The organism is Pedobacter sp., from assembly GCF_035566355.1.
Lineage (GTDB): Bacteria > Bacteroidota > Bacteroidia > Sphingobacteriales > Sphingobacteriaceae > Pedobacter.
Map to the genome: position 1 here is coordinate 1 of NZ_DATMRL010000361.1, position 5,540 is coordinate 5,540.

4 protein-coding genes are annotated in these 5,540 nt (G+C 39.9%); all 4 read left to right on the forward strand.

Features of this window, described 5'->3' with window-relative positions; genetic code table 11:
• Window positions 1–2,156 (forward strand): TonB-dependent receptor plug domain-containing protein (locus VNZ46_RS13790; RefSeq protein WP_325560669.1); only part of this gene is annotated, 2,156 nt, incomplete at its 5' end.
• Window positions 2,157–2,261: 105 nt separating this feature from the next.
• On the forward strand, window positions 2,262–3,527 hold the full coding sequence (locus VNZ46_RS13795) for a DUF4374 domain-containing protein (RefSeq protein ID WP_325560670.1): 1,266 nt from the start codon (window positions 2,262–2,264) through the stop codon (window positions 3,525–3,527).
• Between the two features lie 39 nt (window positions 3,528–3,566).
• Complete coding sequence (locus VNZ46_RS13800) at window positions 3,567–4,685, forward strand: PepSY-associated TM helix domain-containing protein (protein ID WP_325560671.1); 1,119 nt, start codon at window positions 3,567–3,569, stop codon at window positions 4,683–4,685.
• On the forward strand, window positions 4,682–5,540 hold an 859-nt coding region (locus VNZ46_RS13805; protein WP_325560672.1), incomplete at its 3' end, for a carboxypeptidase regulatory-like domain-containing protein. The genes VNZ46_RS13800 and VNZ46_RS13805, both read left to right, overlap by 4 nt.

The window sequence follows — 5,540 nt, forward strand, 5'->3', positions numbered from 1 at the left end:
TATCTGCCCTTGGGTTTAAAGAAATTATAAAAAACGTTACGCTCTCCGCAGAGGGGAGATTCCATGAGAATTTCCAATTGGAACCAGATAGCCGGTCTATCGATGAAATTTCCATTACTGGCTTAAGTAAACATAAACAGGTTAATCAACAAGCCTACAATGTAACAGCTATTGATGCTAAAAAGCTCTACAATACCACTATGGATATCGGACAAGCTCTAAACAGGGTGTCTGGTGTGCGGCTGAGGGAATCAGGTGGTGTGGGGTCTAACATGAGTTTTTCTTTAAATGGATTTTCCGGAAATCAGGTGAAAATGTTTCTTGACGGCTTGCCAATGGATAATTTTGGCTCGTCTTTTCAATTGAATAACATTCCTATAAATTTTGCCGACAGAGTAGAAGTATATCGTGGGGTAGTACCTGTCTGGCTGGGTGGAGACGCATTGGGTGGTGCAGTAAATATTGTAACTAAAACAGAAGCGGGAAAATATTTGGATGCTTCCTATTCTTTTGGATCATTCAATACCCACAAAACGAATATCAACGCAGGATATATTGATCAATCGGGATTGACTTTACAATTGAATGCTTTTCAGAATTATTCTGATAATAATTATAAAGTCAATATACAAGTGCCTGATCCAATAACAAAGAGACTTGTAAACCAACGTGTCAGACGTTTTCACGACAATTATCACAATGAAACCCTTGTTGCGAATATTGGAGTATCTCATAAAAAATATGCTGATCAGTTATTAATGGGGATTACTTTAGGTAATAACCGTGCCGAAATACAAACTGGTAACGACATGCAGGATGTTTACGGTGCACGGGAAACCAGGGGTAAAATTGTGCAGCCTGGTATTAAATATTTGAAAAAGAACCTGTTTGTTGAGGGGCTTAATGTTAGCCTGAATGGTCGTTTTAATTTTGGAGAGGAAAGAAGTATTGACACAGTACCGCGTCTCTTTAACTGGCTTGGAGAGAGTACACCCAAGAATAAAGAGAATGCGCCTGGTGGTGAAGCGACCTATACGGATTTTAAGTATAAAAACAATATTGGCTTAGTATCAGCCAATGCAACTTATGATATCTCGGATAAACATGGCCTGATGTTAAACCATCAGTTTTCAACTTTCAATAGAAAGGGAGTAGATGCAATTCAGCCCGATCTTAAGGAAAACAAATACCCAAAAACGACACGTAAGTATGTTACAGGTTTGGGCTACCGAATGGCACTGACTGAAAAATGGAATACGAACTTATTTGTGAAGCATTATTATCAGAAGGCTATTTCACAAAATGTAGTGGGCGAAACGGATCCGATAAGAACGATTGTAGTCAATAAAATGGGATATGGGCTAGCGGCTACCTATTTTCTTCAAACGGACCTTCAGTTAAAATTATCTTATGAGAAAGCCTATCGTTTGCCAGGTAGTAATGAGCTTTTTGGTGATTTGATTAATCAATCAGATAATCCCAATCTAAGACCTGAAAGCAGTGACAACATTAACCTTGGACTTTCCTATTTTGTAAAACTAAACAATTCGCACCGGATCAGTATAGATGCAAACTATGTATACCGATACGCCAAAGATTATATCCGTGCAATGGTAGGAGATCTGCAGCCGAGCGGCAGACGCGATTTTCACTTCGAAAATCTGAGAAGTGTAACCAACAATAGTGTAGATGCCAATGTCAGGTATTATTATAAGAATCTCATTTCCCTGGGCGGTAATATGACTTATCAGAACTTAATCAACACGAATAAAGTTGAACCAGGTAAATCATTGGAAAGTGATATTTATAAAGACCGGTTGCCGAACGTTCCTTACCTCTATGGAAATGCGGATGCCAATATTTATTTCAATAATCTACATAAAAAAGGGGATATGCTGAGTATAGGATATAATTTGCTCTATGTTCACCAATTTTCGTTAAACTGGGAAGCTTTTGGTGGTAATGAACAGCGGTATATTATCCCTCAGCAGCTTTCTCATGATGTCAATGTGGTATATACGATGGCCTCAGGCAAGTACAATATTGCTTTTGAGTGCCTTAATCTGACCGATGTTACCCGTTATGACAACTTTGCTTTACAAAAACCCAGCAGAAGTTTTAACCTGAAGCTCCGGTACTTTATTAAAAAATCGTAATAAAATAATCTCGCAAATGAATAGGATGAACCATCCAAAGCCAGCTTACAAATAGCGAAAGGCTTGGGGTAGCTTCATAAACTTTAAAAATCAAATAAAATAAAAATGAAACAATCGCAAAATCTAGTAAAGGTATTTTTGTTAGTGGGCTTTTTTGGTATTGGACTGATGTCCTGCAGTAAAAACAAGGATATTCAGGAGCCCGAAATTGCTAAGCCGGGTGCGGAAACGAAAAAGGAATTTGTATTCGTAGTTACCAGTGAGGCTGCAGGTGAAGGCGGCGGAGCGGGTAGTTATGTGGTATCCTCAGAGAACGTGAGCAGTGGTGAGATCAGTATTGTAGGTAAAGGGATTCCTTCCAATGAATTCTATTTTAATGTGCAGAACAACCTTGTTTTTGGTTTGACTTACAGCAACCAGGGACCAATTACACCTTATGGATTTGGAACCAATGGAAAATTAACCCGCTTTGACAATAAAACTGTTAATGCTGTACGTCCTGGAATATTTGGTAACTACGGAACTAAAAATACGATTATCGGATCAACGAACCGCAGTCTTACTGATCCGGTAGCCACGCTGATGAATTACAATGCAGAATCATTTCTAATCCAGAACCAGGCGACGATTAATCTTGCTGAATTGGCTGGCAACGGTCGGATGGCCATTTGGACTGGCTTATTCCAGGTCGGAGATAAAATTTATATCCCTTATCAAATTGCGGAAGGTGAAGGCAACTGGGGTGGTAATATTACAGAGGTCAACAAAACAACCATTGCCATTTTAAGTTATCCTGACCTGAAACTGGTTAAAAAGATCAGTGATGACAGAGGTAGTTTTGTTGGTAACTGGGGTTCACAGCAGGGAATTGGTGTTCTTGCTAATGGAGATGCTTATACCTGGTTCACTTCGGGAACAACTGAAAACGGGCTTGTGCCAAAGAATCCATCTGGAATACTTAGGGTTAAGAAAGGTACGGATGAATTTGATAAAAGTTATTTCTTTAATGTGGAAGCTTTAGGTAAAGGAAAAATTGCACGTGGTAATTATATCAGTGGAACCAAATTCTTGATGACACTCTACGCGTCAACCGAAACTGGTGGTGTAGGCGGCGGTAAAGTAAAACTGGCCATTGTTGATGCCGAAGCTAAAACAGTGTCTGAAATAAGCGGTGCTCCGGTACATGATCAAACGGATTATAATAACAAAATATATATTGAAAAGGATGGTAAAACGGCATACTATGTAATGCAGGAAGATAATAAAGAATTCTATGTATATGTGATTGATGTAGCAACTGCAACAGCAAAGAAAGGTGCACGTCTGAGAGGCATCACAAATGTAGCTGCCTTTAGCAAACTGGAATATTAATTAGCACGAATCAAATTCCTGCTTGGAAATTCATTATTCATGATCATAAAAGGTACATTTAGTAAAATCAATGCCTGGCTGCACTTATGGCTGGGAATTGCTTCCGGAATTGTTGTTTTCATTATCAGTATAACAGGTTGTATCCTGGTTTTTGAACAGGAAATCAAAGATTTGATACATGGTGATCTGAAGGTGGCTGCACAGGATGAGGATCAGCTGCTCCCACCATCGGTGATCCACCGGGCGGTGTCAAAGGCTGTTCCTGGAAAAGAAATCAGCTCCATGTGGTACCATGGACTGGACAAAACTGTTGCCGTTTCCATGGATTCTGATTCCACCGTATTTGTGAATCCTTATACTGCCGAAATAGTAACTTTTCAAGATCATGAAGATTTTTTCCACGAAGTAGACGAGCTACACCGAAACCTGATGTTGGGAAGAAAAATAGGTAAGCCCATTGTGGGTTGGGCTACCACTATATTTTTTTTCCTGCTCATCAGCGGCCTGATTTTATGGTGGCCTAAAAAATGGAATAAGAGTAATCGTGATAAAAGTTTTAAAATCAAATGGAAGGCAAAATTTAAGCGGATCAATTACGACTTGCACAATGTACTTGGGTTTTATGTCCTGCTTATAGCTGTATTAATGGCTGCAACAGGACTTGTGATGAGTTTCTCCTGGTTTTCCAGGAGTGTGTATTGGGTAACCGGAGGTGATGGAGGACCACGAAAGCGTCCTGAAAAAGAACTTTTTACTCTGTCTGCGGAGCCGGCATTGGTCTCTGCCGATAAAATATGGTACAAAGTACGGAATGAGATTGCCCTGCATAATAAAAATAACGTCATTGTTAGTATCCCGGAAAAACCAGATGAACTGATCTATGCCTGTACAGATATGTTTTCCGGATTCTGGCGGGATCTTTATTTTGAACCAGCTACCCTGAAGTTGTCGGCCAGAAGCGGAAAAAGACTTGGAGAACTTTCCTTTGCGGATCAGGTTCGTAAACTAAATTATTCATTACATGTAGGCGCTTCTCTAGGATTAACCAGCAAGATTATTTACTTCATCAGTAGTCTGGTTTGCGCCAGCTTGCCTGTTACGGGCTTTTATATCTGGTGGGGAAAGAAACGTAAAAAATCAAAAAAAGGATCTCTATGAAGATTTATCTAACAGGAATACTATTGCTGCTGCAGACTGTTGTTTTTGCACAATCTGCTGGTATTAGCGGTAGGGTATTAGATGAACATTCTCAATCGCTGCCCGCCGCCGCTGTAGTCGTCTTACGCGTTGCCGATTCTGTAAAAATAAAATCGCTGATGACAGATTCTCTTGGTTATTTTAAAGGAATAGATATACCGAATGGGAAATATCTCATCTGTGTTCACTACATGGGATATGCCCCCTATTATGGGAAAGTTTTCGAACTGACTGAATTTCAGAAACAGTACCATTATGGTGAACTTCATTTAATGCCAGACACCCGAATGTTAAACACGATTGTTGTTAGCGGAACTCCACCATTGATTTCACAACGTCTGGACCGAACGGTCATGAACGTAGAAAAAAGTGTGATGGCAGAAGGGAATACTGCTTTGGAATTGTTATCCAAAGCTCCTGGTGTAAGCGTGAATGAAAACGGAGAAGTTTCTTTGAAAGGACGTGCAGGAACATCTGTAATGATTAACGGGAAGCTTACCTATTTGTCTGGCAGCCAGCTGGCCACTTTGCTCAGAGGAACAAGCTCCTCAGCGGTTTCCAAAATTGAAATTATTGCAAATCCTTCTGCAGGTTATGATGCTTCCGGAAGTGGTGGGATTGTGAACATTATATTGAAAAAAAATGTGAATTCAGGCTTTAATGGTAGTGTTTCTGCAAATGGAGGTCGGGGAAGATCGGCCCGCTATGGTAGCTCGACAAGCTTCAATTACCAAAAAAATAAACTGAATCTGTATGGAAGTTACGATCTGACTGTACATGATTATACAGTTTATATGGATGTGGAACGTAACTTTT